Consider the following 19441-nt stretch of genomic DNA (forward strand, 5'->3'; position numbering starts at 1 on the left):
TGGGGCTGATTCTGGATTCGACGGGATTTGCGAAACCCAAGGTGCATGCCGAGGGGCGGTTGGCCTCGTAAAAAGCCGCAAAAAAATAGTCGCAAACGACGAAAACTACGCACTAGCAGCTTAATAACCTGCTTAGAGCCCTCTCTCCCTAGCCTCCGCTCTTAGGACGGGGATCAAGAGAGGTCAAACCCAAAAGAGATCGCGTGAATACCTTGCCTGGGGTTGAAGCGTTAAACTTAATCAGGATAGTTTGTTGATGGCGTGTCTGTCCGCAGTTGGCAAATGAATTTAAAGACTAGACTAAGCATGTAGTACCGAGGATGTAGAAATTTCGGACGCGGGTTCAACTCCCGCCAGCTCCACCAAATTATCTTCTAATGACGTCCAAAGAAGACTGAAAAGCCCGCTAACTCAATGAGTTGCGGGCTTTTTTATGTCCTACACTGTCCTATTTCATCTCACCCAAGCTAATTCCTTTAGGCCCATTGATAGGCCCAACGAAAAGAACTAACATCTTTGTTGGGCCTAAACGCATGGAGATTTTTTATGGCAAGAAAAACTAAGCCATTAACCGATACCGAAATCAAAGCATCTAAACCACAAGACAAGGACTATCAGCTGTATGATGGTGACGGACTCACTCTGCTAATCAAATCTAGCGGAAGCAAATTATGGCAATTCCGTTACTACCGCCCGTACACAAAACAAAGGACCAAACAAAGTTTTGGGGCCTATCCTGCTGTCACACTTTCCGATGCTAGAAAACTTAGAGCAGAATCTCGCTCATTACTGGCAAAAGATATTGATCCTCAAGAATATCAAAAAGATCAAATAAGAAGTTCTCAAGAGTCCAAAACCAATACCTTTCGACTTGTTGCTAAACGTTGGTGGGAAGTGAAGAAGTCCACCGTCACAGAAGACTACGGTAACGATATTTGGCGTTCGCTTGAACGAGATGTGTTTCCCGCTATAGGAGATATCAGCATTACCGATATCAAAGCGCATATATTGGTCCAAGCAATACAGCCCGTTCAAGCCAGAGGTGCATTAGAAACCGTTCGTCGCCTTTGTCAGCGCATTAACGAAGTGATGATCTATGCTCAAAATACTGGCTTAATTGATGCTGTTCCAAGTATCAATATTGGTAAGGCTTTTGAAAAACCCAAGAAAAAGAATATGCCAAGTATTCGCCCCGAGCAATTACCGCAACTGATGCAAACGATGCGTACAGCTAATATTATCTTGCCTACCAGATGTTTGTTTATGTGGCAGCTACTTACCATATCCCGCCCTGCTGAAGCAGCTGAAGCCCGTTGGGATGAAATCAACTTCGAAACCAAGGAATGGAAGATACCTGCAGCTAGAATGAAGATGAAACGAGAACACACTGTTCCGTTATCTGACACTGCTTTAGCTATCTTAGAGCTAATGAAACCACTAAGTGATCATCGTGAGTTTATCTTCCCTAGCCGTATCAAGCCTACTCAGCCTATGAACAGCCAAACCGTCAATGCTGCTTTAAAACGTGCTGGGTTTAGTGGTGTACTGGTTTCACACGGTCTTCGCTCAATTGCCAGTACCGCACTCAATGAGCAAGGCTTCCCACCCGATGTTATTGAAGCCGCCCTGGCCCACGTTGATAAAAACGAAGTTAGACGTGCTTATAACCGCAGTGATTATCTAGAACAACGCCGCCCTATGATGCAATGGTGGGCTGAATTTATTGAGGAAGCTGATCGTGGGAGTATGATTAAGGGTGGAATAAGAGGAATATCGCTAGTTGGATAACTTATGTGTATCAGCTCAAATTTTAGCTGGTACTATAACTGTACAGAGTTATATATCATCCAGATGTCGGCTATGTGCTGTGATTTCAATCGACTGGAAGCTGGTCAAAGGAATGCAGCAGCGAAAAAAACGTCAAGGGTAAAAGTGGATAATAGATGAACCCCAAACGCACAACAAAGTGGTACGCCTTGATAATGCGTAGTCACGGGTTAAAGTCACGGACAAGGTGATGGAGTCAAGTCAAGAAAGGCTACTGGACATGTCAACGGTCGTCCCTGTGTTCTGAGCTTCATGGCAGGTGCAAATGTGCAGACCCAGCTCTGAAAGACAGTTGAGTAGGTGTCAGGGATCCAGAAGTATGCCTATAGCCAAGCCTGTTAAGAATGAGTAGACAGCGAACTTGGAGCAGCTCGATCTACAAAGCAGAGACGCAATGATTTATTTCGTCTATTATCCATTTGTATAAATAACTTCTTTCGGTCAAAAGCGGTTAACTTGTGTTTACGACTATGGTGTGATTCAATCAAAATATTGCTTTTACCTTGGACTATTGAGAGCAGCATAAAGTGCCAATAAATATTGCATATGACCAGCCAATGACTGCAATAGAAATAGTAGGGTAGTATTAGCAGGTTTCACAGTTATTGACTTGACTGAGCTAAAATGTCCAATTTCTGCAAATCTTCTCGCAATGAAAGGATGTCATGATGAGCATTACTAGCCTATCCGATGCAGGTGGGCCTGCGGCAAGGCAAGGCTTTAAGTATCAAGATCACGTGGCTGTCAGCTTCATCTTCAAGATGCTACGAGACAGCAACTACTCCCAAGTGGAATGCGAGACCGCGGATGACATCGTGGCAGTATACCAATACGCAGGCCAGATACTAAACGAATACATTCAGGTCAAAACAACCGAAAGTGATGGTAAATGGAACTTGAAAGAGATAACAGCGTTAGATGGCACCAAGGCTAATTCTTCGTTGCTACATAAATCGCTGAAATGCGACGTACGTCCAGGTATTGCGCGCTTCCGAATCGTGACCAAGCGTGACGTTGCAAGAATTCTTGAAGGATTCAAGAAAGAAATAGATAAGCGGATGCTGCCCGACATAACCACTACCCGAGGTGTGGCACTGCGCAATAAGTTTAAAACGTTTGTATCACCTCAAAAACGGGACTTCTTGTACTGGGCTGAAAACATTGTCTGGCAGGTATACGGTGATGTCGAGGCGCTGGAGGCCGTCAATATAAAGGCGTTGGCCCAGCTTGCGGAGGAGCAAGGAAATCGCCCCAACTTCACGCAACTAAAGGCAATTTACGAAGAATTTTTAGAGATTGCTGACAAAGCGGCTACAGCTAGCGTAAAAACATCTGCAGCATCTAAGATCATCCTTCGAGCTCCGACGCTGGCTCACCTCAGGAAATTATTAGATAAGGCTGATGACAAGTCAGCGGCCACATCCAAACCATATAAAAAGCGACCGGATCCGTTCTTGGTCGAGTTTCACGCCAACAAAAAAGAGGGTTTATTGCACTCATTTTCTGGTTTTGATGTGCGCTATGCGCTTAAGAAATGGCGACATGAAAATTACGCAAAGCATCTCATCGAATGGCTACCCGAGTTTTCTCTAAAGGCCAGTGAAATAGTAAACATCCTTGCGCATAACGCCGAAACAATACTGGCTAGGTCAATCAGCACTTTCAGCGACAGTGAGCTTCCACGCAACAGGCTCATTGCAGAATTAATCCTCCATTCCATCCTGCGAAGCCACCAAAACAGCGAACCCGTTGCGTGTAAAGTCTTCTACAAATCTGCTGGCAGGCTTTCAGAATTTGGCAATGCTCACATCGTTCAGATTCCTGATCAAGATGACCAGTTGTGGCTAGGTCTTGCTCGCTTGATCAAAGTAAATGACATGGATAAAACACTAGAGCAAATTCGAGAAATTCTTGACAAAACCATATCAGAAACTGTGCTGTCGACAGAGCGCGAAATTATTATTTCTCTACGCGAACCTTTACATCACCAGCCAAAATCAGATTCCTTCAATCAAGCTCTGCATCGGAATTCTTCTGTCGATGACATACTGAATATTATCTGCTTCCCCATATTGCTGACCTACGATAGTACAGCACTTTTGTCAGGTTGGCTCGCTGATTACGTCGATAACATCAAGATAGAGATCGAAACCCACTTCAGCACGTTCACCTCGAAACTGCCGGAGAACATCAAACAAGTTAAGGTGATCGTCTTCTTGGTGCCTATGGAAAGCATTGAAAATCTGACCAAGGCTTTCAACGCTCACTGCGAAAAGCTGGAAAAATTGCAGGCATAACTAGTACATGGTCTAAGGATGACTGAGCATAAGATATGAGAATATGAAGATATCCTAGGCAAATCATTCAGTCGCGTGTGTCTCAAGGAACGAAGCAACTATGAACTACGAAAAAATTAAGAACATCTTGGCGAAGCTCGGTGAAGATAACACAAAAGCGGTCGATATGCTGCTCGCCATCAACACCATCGTAAACAGAAGCAATTCAGAGTGGGAAGGCCGCGATTTGGTGATCCGAGCACTCGACAAATTTACGTATTTTGACTCTGTAGAGCAGTCGCTCCTGCTAAACATGGTACGAGCTGTTGGACTATTCCCTTATATCACACCTCACCTTAGCTGCATGGCGATCTCTGACCGCTTAGCTTATGAAGCTCACAGGGTAGAGGGAGTAGAACAAGGCATGGTGTTTCATCATCTGCAAGCCCATACATTCAGCTTGATCATGCAAGGCCGAAATGTAGTACTCAGTGCTTCTACAAGCGTCGGAAAAAGTCTAGTCATTGATGCTGTTCTAGCACAGCGACGGTTTAAAAAGGTTGTAGTGATCGTTCCAACTATTGCGCTGATCGACGAAACACGCCGCCGACTGGTCAAACGTTTTAAGGACTTCAACCTAATCACTCATCCGAGCCAAGAATCCGTGATCGAGACAACCAACGTTTACTTGCTGACCCAAGAGCGAGTCATCCAGCGTACTGATCTTGCTGATGTAGAATTTTTTGTCTTAGACGAGTTCTACAAAATAGATTTGGGGAGCTCCACTGATGGAAGCTCACGTGCTGTTGACCTAAGCTTGGCCTTTCACAAGCTTGCAAAGACTGGTGCTCAGTTCTACATGCTCGGGCCTCACATTCAGAAGATCTCTGGTTTGGATGACTATGAGTACCACTTCATCCCATCCGATTACAGCACGGTTGCGGTAGACATCCAGAACTTCAATCTGGAGATGCGGTCCGAAGAGCGAAAGGAAAAATTGCTAGAATTGGTTGCAACTCTAGACACGCCAACCTTAATCTACTGTCAGGCTCCTCCTAGTGCGAATAGGGTCGCCGAGTATTTAATTCAGGAAGCTAAGCTGACTCCAGTACCAGAGACTCAGGAAATAGCTGAATGGATCTCTGAGCACTACCACCCTGAATGGAACGTTGCCAAGGCAATATCTCTGGGTATCGGGATTCACCATGGAGGAGTGCCACGCGCATTGCAGCAGTACATCGTTAAGTTGTTCAACGATGGCATCATCAAGAGAATTATCTGTACATCTACGATGATCGAAGGTGTCAACACATCGGCAGAGAACGTGATCATTTATGACCGACGCCTGAAGAATTCAACATTCGACTATTTTACCTACAAGAATATTTCAGGTCGTGCAGGCCGTATGAATAAGTACTTCATTGGAAAAGTCTTTATGCTCGAAGCTCCTCCCCTTGAGCAGGGACTTACAGTCGAATACCCTATCGGTCATCAGGATGAAAACTCTCCGATGGGGCTCCTCATGCAACTGGAGAACGAATACCTGACGGATATTTCACGTGGTCGTCTCCAAGATGTATACGCCAATCCGGTACTATCGCCTACAACTCTGATAGAGAATCGACACGTTCCAATTGAGAGGCAAGTGGAAGTAGCAGAAACAATTATTCATGACCTACAGTCCAACAGCAACCTTCTGGACTGGAAAGGTATTCCAGAGCCGAGCCAGCTCAATTACCTATGTGAACTGGTCTACAATCTAGAAGGGGGTAACCTGATGGACTATGGGATATCGTCGAGCTTACAATTGGTGTGGCACATCAATGAGCTTCGAACTCAGAAAAACCTCCCGGCTTATCTAAGCGATGCGGTGAAAAATCGACGGCAAGAACATACACCCAGCGAAGCGATCAATCTACGTTTGAAGTTCATCAGAAATATGGTGTGTTTCCGATTGCCCCGGGACATCATGGCAGTAAATAACATTCAGGCCGACGTATTGGCGAAAAAAGGGGTCGAGCCGGGAGATTTCCGTTTCTTTGCCGAGCAGCTTGAAAATATGTTTCTCGATCCGCTGCTCACTGCATTGGATGAATACGGAATCCCCACTCAGATTTCGGTTCAGCTTAAGAATCTCATCTTGCCATCGGAACATCTGAATGACCTGTTGGATAAACTTCGAAGTTTGGCTCCTAAAATAGAGCACCTTCAACTGACTCACTTTGAGAAAAACTTAATGTATTGGGCTGTGTCCGAAATGTAGCATTCTTAGCTGTGTGCAACACCCTGAATAGCTATAAAGGCGTACCTTGCTACTCCCATTTCACCGTTGCAGAGTAACAAGCAAGCCCAATGCAATGATAACTACATGAAATATTGAAGGAAAATCCCTTATCCCAATTGCGAAACATCAGTAAATTCTCAATAAATCAGTCCCCAATAGGTTGGATGCGCTGGTCAACGCTAGCTGTCTTACAAAGAAAAACAATGGGAAGCACTATGGACGGGGAAACGATACCTTTCACTTTCTATCCGTGCTTACTGGGAGGATCGCAGATATTACATGCCTCTTGGCAGCAACCGAAAATGTAATAGTTAAATAATCCAATTTAATAGCTCTTTGTTTATTACTGAGGGCTTTTTCTAACGCCTCTACACCGTTCTTCGCTCAGACCAGACTATCAGGCGTAATTGTGTTCTACCAACGATACCTGTCAGTTCAAGTCTGAGCTAATGCCTCTCAATCAAACCTGACTTGTTCCAAAGTTTCGAAAATCAGTATTGAGTTCCTTGGTATTCTTTTTAGTCAGGTACGTTATTCGTAATAAGAAATCAAGATAATTAGAATGACGGGTCAGAGCATCTCGTCTATCAAATCGAAATACGGGATTATTAGGAAAGTTAACTAATGGTGCATAGTCTGGGTACGCTAAGCCAATGGCGCTACACCATGCCCGTTGTATTCTAGTCGCCATATTATTGGCATCATCTTGTAAGTAGTTGCCTAAATAGCCGTATATATCTCGATTAAATAACAAAACTAAATGGTAGTGAGGATATTCACTTTCATTACGTTCTCTTACCCAAACATAATAAGGGAGTGCAGGTGTACCTGAACGCCCCGTACGATGATGTGCGGCTCTCAGTTGGCTTTTCAGTGACTCGATAAAACGGGTAATGGCTCGCTCATCCGTGCGTTGAAAACATATAGGCATATCTGGGGCATCAGGACTACTATCCTGAGCGAATCGTAAATCAACTCGGATTGCAAATACTCGGTTATGGTGTTCTAGTGTATTCTCAACCACTGCCAGTAATCGACGAAGGATATAATACGATATCGAGGAATCATAGCGATCACTCGCGATAGTTATCAGTTGATCCAATTCTGTTTTAGTTAATGCATAATCTGACATTTTTTATTACCTTACTATCATAGAAATAGCGATATCTGTATTCATGTTTAAGTACCTATCGCATCCATAACACAGTGAGTTATAGACACAATAGGCATGGTGATTAAATAAACATTGCTTTGTTGATTGATAGGTGTTATAGTTATGAGCCATATTGTATTTAGTTAAGATGGCATATATTACCTATACCGACATAATTCCATTTAATAAAAGACAGACTCAACCCTCCCCAAAGCCGCAATAAACCTCGCTTGGTGATGTAATCCTACTCACTGATATTATTAAAAATAACTCTGAAGTTATCCTTATCTTGGTGAGTTATTGAGTATGAATACTCCTCTGCTACTCAACGGAATATTCAATCGTTCGGCTAGCTCTTCAGGTGTCATTCTTGCCCCCGTAAACTTGACATAGTTAATCCCATTTTTTTCGAATAATTGAACTTTAGCTTCCTGCTGTAGTTTTTCTAATGCAGGCCGCAAACGGTCAGAACGTCTCAGTGAATAGGGGCCATTTTTAATGATGTCATTTCGCCTAAAATCATAAGATTTATTACTGACAAGATGCTCCTCCAACCATAACAGGAGTTTTTCAGCATCACTGACTTCCTTAAAATTATCTATTTTTTTGATAAAATGATTAAGATGCCACTGAGTAATATAGACTGCCGACTCCAGCGTTTCCAACGTAACAACAGTGGAATCGGGTGTCATAAACATTTGCATCACCCCAGCAATTCGTGAAGCATGCTCCATAAAGCGCGATGCGTAATCATCATAAGCATGTAATTCCCCGCCGGGCTCCATCATCTTTTTAACAGCTTGATAATAGCCATTCCACGCCCCTTGGGCATCATGTGCTAAAGTAATACAATGGCGTTCTTCATCATTCTCACGACGTTTTATTCCTTTTTGTAAATGGTTTATCAACGTAGCCGATAAATCTGCTAAACTTAATTCAGTTGAATGTGAAACATTTTTTATCTCACATAATTGCTGAATTTGATCTAGATCCACTAATAAGCTGCGAGCTAAAAAACCTGAACTCTTTGCTTTCTTTCCTTTTTTATCCATAAAGCTGTCAAATAACGCTGGCTGGACCATAAGTAACAGACTAAAACGGCAATCTTTGATGACATAGTTATCTCTAGATGCTCGGCTTACCGATTTCCCCTCTGCGCACCAAAGCGAATTTAGTAATGGTGTTTTTCGCAATAAACTACTTTCAAACAATTCACCCGCCTCATCTGACATCAGCGACAATACGGGATATCCATCCCCCAACTCCTGAGCCAGACCTTCACTTGTTGAATCATTGATTACTAAACGTTTTTTTATTGGTGCTACTGGTTTTTGAACAAGGCACTCTTCTAAATTCAAAAAAGCTTCATTCACTTTTATTCCCTGATTCAGCGCTTTTTGATAGCATTTATTCAATGCGCTAAATTTTACATTCCATAGCACCAGACTCCGCTCATAATTATCTCTTTCAATATAAAAATCCTGTTCGAGTTGTTGCTCAAATTCTGAAATTGCTTTTGTGAGCAGTTTATAAACAGTAGATTTTCGGCACCCCGACCTCGCCAAAACAACATGATAAAGTGACAGTGGATATTTTCGTCCACTTATCGGTTCAATATCAAAGCTATCCTGACACGACAAGGACATCACACTTAACAGAGTAGGCAAAATAATTTCAGCCGCCGCGTCTGTTTTTATATGTACTAGCTCAACCATGCGTCGAAAATAATCAGGTAATTTCTCTATGTTTAAATATAACTCTTCATTTTTTTGTGACATTTCATCCGCCTTATTGATTAAACCATTCTTGAAGTTAACCATTTTTCAACTGAAGCATAGTGCCAGCCAACTGATGATGCGCCAAGCTTGATAGGTTTAGGAAAATTCTCATCGTAATACTTAGAGCGAGGGTTCAATTTTTCATAAATGCTCGATCTGGATATCCCTAGCATTACCGTTAACTCGGTCATACGTAAAATACGTATAGGCAAATTATTCTGACTCATATTTTCGTTTAGATGATGCATTTGATTCTCCATTGATTCACGTTCTTAAGAGATATTCATTTTCCACATCATCTGGCAATATGTCCTCGTAGAAAATTGGAAACCAACTGGAGAATGTCATGTACACCCATATTTTTGCTAATATCATGTTAACAGCCTACGACATAACAGTTTTAAATAAGGAAAGAATAGAAAAAATCAACACAAAAGAAAGAAAAAATAAAAATAAAAATAAAAATAAAAATAAAAAATATAAAACGCTAAATCTAGCTAACCAGAGAAAAATTGAAAATTTTTCATTACATCAAGATTTTTTTGCAAAAACAGGTAATCTGAAAACGCAGGAATATGGTGATGACAACATCAATACTAAAGAAACTTATCAAAAATTGATTAATATCATCGATAGCAAAGCAGTCTTTACTCAGACAGAAAGACAGATGTTTTTCTATAAATATGAGCAACTGTATAACGCATTGATTGCTCAATACGTTGTGTCTAATTTAGAAAAAAAAGAAATATTAAGAAAATATACAAAAGCCACCATACCCGCCATTGTGGCATTAGATATGTATAAAACGCTGAGTCTTTCCGTCGATAAAGAACAATTACATTTTTACAGTCATATCCATCATTTTATACTGAGTGAATACTACGACAATCATCACAATAATCTCGAATCGCTCTGTAAGGGGGTGAGAGCCTATCTCAAATACTACATCAAGACATTAGCGTTCAACCCCATTGTTAATCTTTTTGAAATTACAACCTCAATTAACAATATAAGAACCTCATCATTCACAACAATTTGTAACATCGATACGATTATTGATGCTTGCAAAAAAGAAGCGAGCGAGATAGGTAAACCACACGATACCCAATTTGAGCAATTGAGAGTTGCTTATACTTCTCTTAGTGTCCTGCTCGCCTTTCAAAAAATCACTCACCTACTGACGCCACTTGTATCAAATTATAAAAAATTACTTGAAGATAAACTTGAAGCGCCAGATCCCCTCTTCTTTTTAGAACAGTATCTTTACCAAAATGTTGAAAATGATCCTATTTTTTTGGGGGAAAATGCACTGTATGAGTATATCGAGGTGTTAATTTCTCACGAGAAAATAGATATCTCTAGTTGTGAAGATGACTATGATTGCGGCCAAGGCTCTGAATGTGAGTGTCAATGTATCCCTAGTTATTGTTACGGTATTCTTACTATTTTAGAAAACTTTATATTTGAAAATAAATCTCATCTGCCTTTACCTACTCTTGTGCCTTCCATAAAATTATCTAAGTTTTCCCCCCCAAAAAAAATAAGCATTTTTGAATTATCATCACACTTAGATGAGCTCTGTGACGAAGTGCCATCTCTTAAATTATACAAAGAAATCCCTTATATTCTTGAGCTACTTTACGCTAACGAGTTAGATAACATAAGAGAGGTTATTAACGAAATCTCATTTGAAGAATTCCCATTAGGTTTTTTTACATCTACACTTGCTATTATCAATCTCGCATTAAAAATAAAGTTTGAACCAAAATCGATTCGATACGGATCATTGCTCTCCTATATCAATCCTATTTTAACAAATCAAGGTGTATATAATGAATATATCATTGTTACCCCCGATATTAAAAACACCACTCAGTCAGTTTCTAATATAGAAAACCCTGTAATTAATGATCCCAACAACCAAACAGTTCTGCATTCAATCATGATATATAATAGAATGATAAAAAAAATGATTATTTATGATAATGATCACTCCGAGCTCATTGCCCCACAATCCGTTTATGGGCTTCTTGATTCGGTTGAGCTCGCCCTTAAAAAATTAAGAGAAGCTTTTTTTCAGGGGAAAATGTTGCATACAGATAAAGAACTGGCAAGCCTTATCATTCAAAATAAAGTATTAACGAAACACGAAACCAATGATAATCTGATAGGTATACTCAATGAGGCTACATTATATAATTGCCTTGGTTGCCTTTCTTATTTATATAAAAACCTAGTGAGTTTTGGCGAATCACTTCCAAACATATTATCATTCGTAGGGATATCAAAAGATGAAAATGAAGAAAGAGAAACATTACGTCGTGCATTACGCATCGTAAAAGAAAAACAGACTAATAAAGATAACTAATCTTATTCATGTCAATCAATATCCCTGCAACAGCTGCTACATGTCGCAGCTGTTGCAGGGTATACCTTCTATTTTTACATTTTATTGGCTAGTAGGCGGCCCGTTAACTTGTTATTAATTCGTTTTATGATTTTTAAGTTAGGCAATACCTACTTGATGACAGAGAGGAATATTATAGAGCAAAAAAATATCATCGGGTTACGCAACTTATCAATTTGAATTTTTGCATTAGCTAATTCCTGAGTATGTTTTGTATCGAGTTGATGGAGGGATTGGACGCGTTCTTGATAATCTGCATTGATTTTGACTTGTTCGGTCAGCTCAACAAGTAATTCGGCATTCTTAGTGTTTAGCTCACCTATCCTTTCGTGTTGTTTCCACATTCCCCATATGGCTAGGCTATAGTCAGTACTAGAAGCTACTTAGGCAGGTAGTGGGCGCTATCTGCCTTTTAAAAGGGTTCCACTGATAGCCGCCATCTTCGTCTGTTAGGGACTAGTCTGATACGGGCTAATATCATGGAACAAAACGCCGAAGGCCGCTGCAACACGCCACCTTGGTTCAAGCTCTTTTATCTCAACAGGTGTGCCACTGGTGTCAATGATCTTCAAAAAATCACCAAATCAATTTCCACATGCTGACCTCATATCAGACACTATTCATGATTTGAGTTTTTGACAAACGTATCCTGGTGTTTGTGAAGAAACGAGTTCACTTGTGACTTATCCAGCCCCAGCTCCTTGGCAATTTGACGTCCTTTCAGGCCTGGTGACCCACCTAATAACTCTGAGACTGCCTTCAGCAAACCATCACTCCTTTCTACCTACCTACCATTCGTTGCATACTTTGCGTCCACGAGGCTTTAAATGCTGAATCTCCTGCGAACAACTTGTAGAGCTCAAGTTCATCTTTACGGCGTTGCAGCATGATTTCCTTGAGCATTTTTTCGAAGGCCAAATCTCGATTATGGGGATCTGGGTTGTTTTTGTATTTCGATTCGAAGTCAGGGTGATTGCGGATACTTTCAGCGATGTTCACGAACTTAACCTTTTGCTCTTCAGGTGTGGCACTCCAGCCCTGGAACCATCGCTCATTAAATGTGCGAATGATTTCATCCAGCGGGTCAGTTTCTTTTTCACCGCCATGCGCCCCACGTGGGTTCGGATTTTGAGGATCAAGCTCCGCTTCTTGGTCACTAAGTTTAATGCTGTGGTTAAGCTTCACACGTTGCAAACCGTATGAACTCAGATCGACAGAATCGAGAAGCTCATCAATAGCATCAGCATCGGGATCTTCCACTTTCAATTTCGGTATTAAAAACTTCAGGAACCAAAACAGTTTTTCCCAGCTGACCATTTCATAAGGCATGATAGAAGCCATCTGCCCATAGATTTTAACGAACTGTTTGGCTTTAATCTTAAAGTCCACTTTAGCTTCAGCTTCAAGATCTAGTTCATGGTCAAACCGCGCTGCGGCAATATCAATGATTGGACTGAGTGTTTGGGCGTCTTCATTCTTGAAATAACGCGTCACAAAGTCTTCAACTTCATACCACTCGTACACACCGACATCGTCCATTTCATCTTTCAACTCGTGCAGCACGTTTATATCTGTAGCTTGGGACAATGACGTTGCTGTATAGAAAGGATCGAATGCTGATTGAATATCTTCAACCGAGTTGAAAAAATCCAGGATAAACAAGTCTTCTGTTTTCTTCCCTAGCTTAGGTGCACTGCGATTGAGCCTAGATAGCGCCTGAACACACAAGACACTGGCGAGCTTCTTATCTACATACATGGCGCAAAGTTTAGGCTGATCAAACCCAGTCAGATACTTGTTCGCAACCACTAAAAGTCGATACTCATCGGTATCAAACATATCTTTGGTATCTGACTCGGCAAAACCATTAATATCTGCTTCGGTATATTCAATACCATCAACTTCTTTGGTTCCTGAGAAAGCAATGGCAACTTTAAAGGGGTTCCCTTGCTCCTCAAGTATTCGCCTTATCGCTTTGTAGTATCGAATGGCCGTCTCAATATTTTGAGTGACCACCATTCCTTTACCTTTACCTTTGAGCTTTTTCGTATTCACGACATGCGGAACAAAATGCTCCAGCATAATCTCTGCCTTGGTATCAATTGTTTGCTGGCTTCGTTCTACATAAGCTCTGAGTTTTTTCTGCGCCTTTTTGGTATCAAACTCAGGGTTATCAGTAATTGATTTCTCAATCTCATAATAACTTTTGTACGTCGTATAATTTGCCAGCACATCCAAGATGAAGCCTTCTTCAATGGCTTGTTTCATCGAATACAAGTGAAACGGCTTGTAAGAGCCATCTTCTTGGCGTTGACCAAATTTCTCCAAAGTGCTGTTTTTGGGTGTCGCTGTAAATGCCAGGTACGACGCATTCCCGCGCATCTTGCGTGATTTCATCGCCTGAAGGATTTTATCCTGAGCATCTTCTGCATCTTCGACTTCAGACTTGCCCATCGCTCTGTTCATATTGTCATGCGCCGAACCAGACTGTGAGCTGTGTGCTTCATCGATGATCACCGCAAAGCGCTTGTCACTAAGATCGGCGATACCATCAATAATGAACGGAAATTTCTGAATCGTCGTTATAATGATCTTTTTGCCATTCTCCAGCGCCTGCTTAAGCTCAGAAGACTTGTTCGCCGGGGCAATAATGTTCTTTACTTCAGAAAACTCTTTAATGTTATCCCGCAGCTGCTTGTCCAATAGGCGTCTATCGGTAACTACAATTACAGAGTCAAATAACGGCTGCTCCAAGCTTTTTCCGCCTGCTACATCAGACGAAGCAGGATAGGTTTCAATTAGCTGATAAGCTGCCCAGGTAATCGAGTTAGACTTACCTGAACCGGCAGAGTGTTGAATTAAGTAAGTCTGACCGACACCGTGCTGGGCGGCATGGTCTACTAATTTTCTCACCACATCCAATTGGTGGTATCGAGGAAAAAACAGGGTTCGCTTTGGTAATGGATCTTTGCTTGACCCATCCAGACGCACAAAATGCTGAATAATATTCGCCAAGCTTTCTTTAGTGAATACTTCTTGCCATAGGTATGCCGTTTTATGGCCAGATGGATTCGGCGGGTTGCCTTGTCCAAGATTGTGACCTTTATTGAACGGCAAGAAGAATGTACTGCTACCTGATAACTTGGTGGTCATATACACTTCGTCGGTATCGACCGCCATATGCACTAGGCAGCGGGCAAAGGTCAGCAATGGCTGAGTTGCATCCCGATCATCTCGATACTGCTTTTGGCCGTGATAACGTGCTGTTTGCCCGGTCCATGCGTTCTTCAACTCCAGCGTTATCAAGGGTATTCCGTTGATAAACAATACCATGTCGATTTCTTGTTGGGGATTTACCATGGAATAGCGCACTTGGCGAGTACAACTAAACACGTTATCTGCAAAGTTTTGCTTTACCTTCTCACTACTGCTTGCCAAAGGGGCTGGATAGAGCAAATTGAAATGAGCATCGTCTACGCTTAACCCTTTCTTAAGTAAATGAAGAATGCCATGCTTCTTAATCAGTCGGTCAAATCGTTCGAGTAACTTACGCTGCCAATCTGAGGGGTTGTTCTTTTGCAGTTTGGCCAACTCTACTTCTTGTGTCTTTTGCAGAAATTGCCAGAAAAAACGTTCATCAATGGCATATTTTATATTGAAATCAGATGGGGAGCCTGATGAGTAGCCGCAATGGCTCACTCTATATGGCATAACAAGACCATCAGAAATGCCTGTTTTTTGATCTTCAAGGCAATGACCAGTGAGTGCTCTTTCAATACTAGCCTCTAACGCCTGCTCGTTAGTGTTACTAACCATTGATAACTCCTTGCATGTAATGTTTTTCTAATAATTTCAACATCCTCTGCTGATGTTTATCTATTTCGATAGCAGACCATTGGTTATTTGATTGTGTGTACGTCTCAAAAATATCTTTCAGCTTCAACGCATCGTAACGCGGCTTAGAATCAAAATCTGCTTTTTTCTTTGCTACCGTTTGGTTGCTATACGAAGAGTTTTCACCTGGACTTAGAAGCACTAAATTTCCAAAAGAATTTAGTGGGCTATTTTCTAGCTCACGATGGTACTCTTCTTTTTGAGGGTGAACATGTTCAACCGAATTTTTCGAAGTAATCCGATAACGTTTTAACTTATCATCATTGGCTTTTTCACTGTTTTTCCAGAGCAAGTATTCCAGCTTCTGAAACCAATAATGCTCGAATCGAGTTCCTAAAGGGCTTTTAAAATATGTGGCTTGTTCTTCCCAGGGTATCGTTTGTGGCGATATGTCTGATGCAAGTTTAAAGCTGGCTTCTTTTTGCGTTTCCCTAGCAAGTGACATTTTGTTATCGATGCTCTCCAATAGCGTAACTACGTCTTCATCTTTCACTTTCGGATCAGCAACCAATCGACTTAGAAACGCAGTTAACCAATACTGGGCTGAGTGATCACCGGTAAAGTTACGTACGGCTTGCAATTGTGCCAGTAAACCAAGTTCTTTGGCTTTACGGTTGATATAGGTTTTATTCTTGCTAATCGAGGTTAAACGTAACTGAGCATCTTCTCTATCATCATGCTCTACCCATTTCACAACCCAAGTGTCGAACTGATATCGAACCTGCCATAACAACTCGATAAACGATTTAATGGTTCGTTCATCTTGTTGTAGTAACCTTTCAAAACACGACATCAGATTACTAGCACGGATACGAGGAGCAAGATCATCCCACGATTTTTGGGTGCAAAAAATTCTGAGCGCATGAATCAATAGCAACTCAAAACTGATTATTGAACGACAATAAACGGTCTCATCATCAAAATCATCGCTTTGATTTTGAGTTTGTTCGGGGTCGACATCAAAGTCTTGTAAACCTGATGCTATCTCAGCAATTGATTTACCGACTCGTTGAATATAGTGACTAGAACCGACTAGAGGAAATAGCCCTGCCTGATATTTGGCAAGATCTGAATACTCCAGCGTTTGCCAGTCGGCATTTTTGAATATCTGCCTCAGATTGCGTTCAAAATAGTTGTCTGTATGTTCACAGGCTTGCCAAATACTACTATAAACGTCCTTATCTGTTATTATGTGTTTGAACAACTTTGCCTTCAATAAATCGACCGGTTCTAGCTGTATGCCACCCGTATTAAAACTCGAAAACATCCGGTTCAGATCCATCGATGCTGGAACAATATTGTTGACCCATTGCACTTGCTCAAAAATGTATTTAGCAAAATCATAAATATCGAAGTGGGGCTGTTTTGCTAACTTATCAACTTGCTGCTTCAAAATGGTGAGGTTAGCTTCTAGATGTACTAAGTACTCATCTTTGCGAATATCTTCTTCACCGGGTTTCGTAATCTTTTCCAGTCCCGCATAACTGCCAAGTAAGTTGCGAACCGACTCTCTAATTTCAAACGTTAACCTCGGATTTTCACCTTTGATACTCACATGAGCCAACTGAGTCTCGATCCCTACCGACTTGAAAGCAAGTGATAACAACATCAATGTTGTGGTTCTTTGCTGCCCATCGATCAGCTCATATTCGCTTTTATCACTATTTAACGCACTCAAAACACTACCAATAAAGTAATAAGGCTCTTTAGCTAAATAAGCATCACGAATATCATCAAATAACTTGATAACTTCTTCTTCACGCCAAACGTAAGGACGCTGATAGCATGGAATAACGAAGCCCAAATCTTTTGACGCAATAGCTCGTAATGAGAGCAGCTCCGTTTCAACTTTTGAACTCATGTTTTCTCCGTCATTTTGGTGATATTGAAGGTTAATAAGTTAGCAAATGAAGTCGCGTACTGTTCTGGCGACAAAGCCAGTTGGAAATGCTTACTTACTTCTGTAATAAAGCGCTTCTTAACACTATTGGTATCTGAATCTAAATTGCTAGGATCGACGGCCAAATCAAAAGCATCAAAAAAAACAAAGCACTGCTTAGGCGTATAGCTCAAGGCAATCCAATCCAAGACGGGATAGTCCTTCACAAACCTTGAAATTGAATTTTCTCTCACTGCTTTCTGATTACTCACTCTGCGTGAGTAAACGACTCTGAATATTTTTTTCGCGGCCAACTCCAACTGATATTCACCAAACTGGCTGATATACATCATCAGACATGCTTCATATAAACCTTGTAGATAACCACATCCTTCCAACCCCTTAAGCCAGCAAACAAAACGGTTGTAGCCTTCTTGATGGGGCAAAGTTGGATGAACCCAGTATCGCTGATACAGGTTTTGAAAATACGCCAGATAACGAATAGTGTTGACACCAGCATTAAGCGGTTGTCTGATTTCGTACCCTTGTTGCGCGGCTTTTTGAACAACATCCCCACCAATCCCTGTTAACCGCAGTACTTGTCCATAAGCAATGTCGTCACCATCAGTCGTTTGTTCACCTAGTTCGGAGACAATTTGATCCCTTACCACTTTTGTCTGCTGATGTGGTGCAAGATCTCGCATATTCAACAGTTGCCAATATCGTCCTTTCAAAAGAAATTTTACGGAGTTATCTAAATTACCCAATCCTTCCCATTGGAGCGCAAATCTTGATTGATGAACCTTAGGAACAGCTCTTAAATGATGAGCTTTGATAATGTCGGGACCACCAAGTCTCACACCGCCAGTATTTTGCGTTTCAAAAAAGCGGTATGCATCATCTTCTGACTCAGTGACCACCAATGAAAATTGAATACGCTCAAAATTGATAAGCTTCGCCCATTTCTCCTTATGATTTTCTAACCAATTAAGATTTGTCTTGATTTGTTGTTGACTACGGGGAGACTCAAAACGTAGATCAAGCTGTTGGTGTTGTTGAGATAGAAAACTGAATAAAGCTAATGTCGTAATACGCTGTTGACCATCGATAATTTTTAGCTGTTGTTCATCGTGGTGAAGAATGAGGCTACCCAAATAATACGATAGCTCATTATGCTTGCGAAAATGTGCATCTAAATCTTCTAGCAAGCTATCAATTTGCTGACTTTGCCAACAATATGGCCGCTGATACTCAGGAATAACTAACTCTCCAGTAATCTGTTTGCCATTATTTCCCTGTATTTTCTGACCTTCAAAAAGTTGTTGCACTGAGCAGGTTGCGACACTTACCGTCATTTCATTTCCTTATGTTTTAATCTGTTAGAAGATTGCAGCAGTGGTGCCTTAACCACAGTGCGGTGCTGGCCACTTCTTTGCGAAAGTTTGCCGCAATTAATATGATGCGCTGGCTATTTCTTCGGTTGAGTTTTAACTTATCCAGGTCAGGCGCATCCAAAAACTCACATATTCTCGCCGAAGCACTTGCAGGGGCATTTAACAGGTCAACCTCTCCTGTTACAGGCTCATAGCGGTCTAAATACTGCTGGTAAATGTCAACTATTTGCGCTTTAGTTAAACTGGCGCAGTAGGAGGCATATTTAAGCGCTTGCCACACCACATCTCGGCCACTGTCGTCCAGCTTGTTTTCAATAATGACCAAGTTGCCATCTTTATCCAGTGCCAGTAAATCTAAACGTTCACGGGTGTCATCAAAGCCATCGAACTCCTTTTGAATAATCAGTAGCTCTTCACCCAGTGCGGAAGGCTCGTGTGCCAACCATTCCTGAAGATTTTTGCGCTCAGTAAAGCCCAACTCACTGAATCTCTTCGTCTTAACCGGACTAATCCTGTTGGTCTGATGATTTACCGTGAACATATTCGCTT

Annotated in this window: 11 protein-coding genes, 1 other RNA gene and 1 pseudogene; 5 read left to right on the top strand and 8 right to left on the bottom strand. The window is 41.4% G+C overall.

Features of this window, described 5'->3' with window-relative positions:
- The first annotated feature begins 1 nt into the window (after position 1).
- The 4 genes from ssrA (at position 2) to PROVRUST_RS10740 (ending at position 6366) form a co-directional block, all read left to right on the top strand.
- Positions 2-365: a transfer-messenger RNA gene (gene ssrA, locus PROVRUST_RS19280) on the top strand.
- A gap of 181 nt (positions 366-546) precedes the next feature.
- Positions 547-1788, top strand: a complete 1242-nt coding sequence (locus PROVRUST_RS10730) for an integrase (RefSeq protein WP_006814818.1) — start codon at positions 547-549, stop codon at positions 1786-1788.
- Between the two features lie 704 nt (positions 1789-2492).
- A complete protein-coding gene (locus PROVRUST_RS10735; protein WP_006814819.1) occupies positions 2493-4124 on the top strand; it encodes a HamA C-terminal domain-containing protein in 1632 nt (543 codons plus the stop codon).
- 100 nt (positions 4125-4224) lie between these two features.
- Positions 4225-6366: a DEAD/DEAH box helicase gene (locus PROVRUST_RS10740; RefSeq protein WP_006814820.1), complete on the top strand. Its 2142-nt coding sequence runs from the start codon at positions 4225-4227 to the stop codon at positions 6364-6366.
- A 481-nt stretch (positions 6367-6847) separates the two neighbouring features.
- Here PROVRUST_RS10740 and PROVRUST_RS10745 read toward each other — a convergent pair whose 3' ends face one another.
- From PROVRUST_RS10745 to PROVRUST_RS10755, 3 genes are all read right to left on the bottom strand, one after another.
- Positions 6848-7519 carry an inovirus Gp2 family protein gene (locus PROVRUST_RS10745; protein WP_006814821.1) on the bottom strand — a complete coding sequence of 224 codons (672 nt, stop codon included), beginning with the start codon at positions 7517-7519 and terminating at the stop codon, positions 6848-6850.
- A 305-nt stretch (positions 7520-7824) separates the two neighbouring features.
- A complete protein-coding gene (locus PROVRUST_RS10750) occupies positions 7825-9318 on the bottom strand; it encodes a YfjI family protein (protein WP_039855083.1) in 1494 nt (497 codons plus the stop codon).
- A gap of 17 nt (positions 9319-9335) precedes the next feature.
- Positions 9336-9566 (bottom strand): helix-turn-helix transcriptional regulator, encoded by a 231-nt coding sequence (locus tag PROVRUST_RS10755; RefSeq protein WP_119246374.1) that lies wholly within the window; start codon positions 9564-9566, stop codon positions 9336-9338.
- 98 nt (positions 9567-9664) lie between these two features.
- On the opposite strand from PROVRUST_RS10755, the gene PROVRUST_RS10760 reads away from it, so the two are divergent.
- Positions 9665-11686 (top strand): hypothetical protein, encoded by a 2022-nt coding sequence (locus PROVRUST_RS10760; protein ID WP_006814824.1) that lies wholly within the window; start codon positions 9665-9667, stop codon positions 11684-11686.
- 149 nt (positions 11687-11835) lie between these two features.
- On the opposite strand, the gene PROVRUST_RS10765 is transcribed toward PROVRUST_RS10760, so the two are convergent.
- The 5 genes and pseudogenes from PROVRUST_RS10765 to PROVRUST_RS10790 form a co-directional block, all read right to left on the bottom strand.
- A complete protein-coding gene (locus tag PROVRUST_RS10765; protein WP_006814825.1) occupies positions 11836-12069 on the bottom strand; it encodes a lysis system i-spanin subunit Rz in 234 nt (77 codons plus the stop codon).
- Between the two features lie 436 nt (positions 12070-12505).
- Positions 12506-15541 carry a type I restriction endonuclease subunit R gene (locus PROVRUST_RS10775; RefSeq protein WP_006814827.1) on the bottom strand — a complete coding sequence of 1012 codons (3036 nt, stop codon included), beginning with the start codon at positions 15539-15541 and terminating at the stop codon, positions 12506-12508.
- Positions 15534-17480 carry a DUF262 domain-containing protein gene (locus PROVRUST_RS10780; RefSeq protein WP_006814828.1) on the bottom strand — a complete coding sequence of 649 codons (1947 nt, stop codon included), beginning with the start codon at positions 17478-17480 and terminating at the stop codon, positions 15534-15536. The genes PROVRUST_RS10775 and PROVRUST_RS10780 overlap by 8 nt, the downstream gene beginning before the upstream one ends.
- Positions 17477-18853, bottom strand: coding sequence for a DUF262 domain-containing protein (locus PROVRUST_RS10785; protein ID WP_006814829.1), 1377 nt, complete (start codon positions 18851-18853; stop codon positions 17477-17479). The genes PROVRUST_RS10780 and PROVRUST_RS10785 overlap by 4 nt, the downstream gene beginning before the upstream one ends.
- 49 nt (positions 18854-18902) lie before the next feature.
- Positions 18903-19433, bottom strand: a pseudogene (locus PROVRUST_RS10790) (DUF4268 domain-containing protein); the annotation flags it as partial.
- Positions 19434-19441 lie beyond the last annotated feature (8 nt).

The organism is Providencia rustigianii DSM 4541 (assembly GCF_000156395.1).
GTDB classification, from domain to species: domain Bacteria; phylum Pseudomonadota; class Gammaproteobacteria; order Enterobacterales; family Enterobacteriaceae; genus Providencia; species Providencia rustigianii.

What these genes read in the sequence shown, in the direction of transcription:
- PROVRUST_RS10775 (WP_006814827.1), bottom strand. Translation starts at nt 15,541, where the DNA reads ATGGTTAGTAACACTAACGAGCAGGCGTTAGAGGCTAGTATTGAAAGA.
- PROVRUST_RS10750 (WP_039855083.1), bottom strand. Translation starts at nt 9,318, where the DNA reads ATGTCACAAAAAAATGAAGAGTTATATTTAAACATAGAGAAATTACCT.
- PROVRUST_RS10740 (WP_006814820.1), top strand. Translation starts at nt 4,225, where the DNA reads ATGAACTACGAAAAAATTAAGAACATCTTGGCGAAGCTCGGTGAAGAT.
- PROVRUST_RS10785 (WP_006814829.1), bottom strand. Translation starts at nt 18,853, where the DNA reads ATGACGGTAAGTGTCGCAACCTGCTCAGTGCAACAACTTTTTGAAGGT.
- PROVRUST_RS10765 (WP_006814825.1), bottom strand. Translation starts at nt 12,069, where the DNA reads ATGTGGAAACAACACGAAAGGATAGGTGAGCTAAACACTAAGAATGCC.
- PROVRUST_RS10755 (WP_119246374.1), bottom strand. Translation starts at nt 9,566, where the DNA reads ATGCATCATCTAAACGAAAATATGAGTCAGAATAATTTGCCTATACGT.
- PROVRUST_RS10730 (WP_006814818.1), top strand. Translation starts at nt 547, where the DNA reads ATGGCAAGAAAAACTAAGCCATTAACCGATACCGAAATCAAAGCATCT.
- PROVRUST_RS10760 (WP_006814824.1), top strand. Translation starts at nt 9,665, where the DNA reads ATGTACACCCATATTTTTGCTAATATCATGTTAACAGCCTACGACATA.
- PROVRUST_RS10780 (WP_006814828.1), bottom strand. Translation starts at nt 17,480, where the DNA reads ATGAGTTCAAAAGTTGAAACGGAGCTGCTCTCATTACGAGCTATTGCG.
- PROVRUST_RS10735 (WP_006814819.1), top strand. Translation starts at nt 2,493, where the DNA reads ATGATGAGCATTACTAGCCTATCCGATGCAGGTGGGCCTGCGGCAAGG.
- PROVRUST_RS10745 (WP_006814821.1), bottom strand. Translation starts at nt 7,519, where the DNA reads ATGTCAGATTATGCATTAACTAAAACAGAATTGGATCAACTGATAACT.